General features: G+C 51.2%; 1 pseudogene. It reads left to right on the top strand.

Annotated features, from left to right (window positions below):
- Positions 1-220: 220 nt before the first annotated feature.
- Positions 221-498 (top strand): annotated as a pseudogene (locus tag GPK89_RS11520) (serine/arginine repetitive matrix protein 2); the annotation flags it as partial.

The raw sequence follows: 498 nt of genomic DNA, 5'->3' as shown, positions 1-498 counted from the left end.
AGCAGTTTATCGGGCAGGAGTACAGAGGGCGGCAAGCCCTTTGTGCATGGGTACAGGGAATGCAATATCCCTGTGCAGGTCAAGGGCGGCAGCCTTGCCCAGTTAAGTGGCGTTTCGCCACTTAGTACTGGGTATTACTTGTCGCAAAATTGCAGCAAGGATGGCAGCTTCGCTGCCCCTTTCCCCTGCGGGGAAAATCTGAACGGAGGTTAGAAATGGTTTGAAATTAACAAGACACAACGGTCGCTCCGGCAAGCATGGCACTTACAACCCGAAGCACAATGACCGCACTTTTGATGTGAGCAACAGCGAACACATTGACGAAGAACGAGCCAAGCACAATGTCTATTGGGACTGCTTCAACGGCTATCGCACCTTTGCAGAGAAGCAAGTCCAGAGCGAGCTTGCAGACACTTTCGAGGAAGTGGAGGAACTGTTCTACTCCGCAAAATACGGTGCTTATGTCGAAGCACAGAACGCCAGAAACGATAAGAACAG

This window comes from Gemmiger formicilis (genome assembly GCF_018784445.1).
Lineage (GTDB): Bacteria > Bacillota > Clostridia > Oscillospirales > Ruminococcaceae > Gemmiger.
The sequence above is the reverse complement of the archived record's forward strand: the minus strand, read 5'-3'. Positions and strand labels throughout refer to the sequence as shown.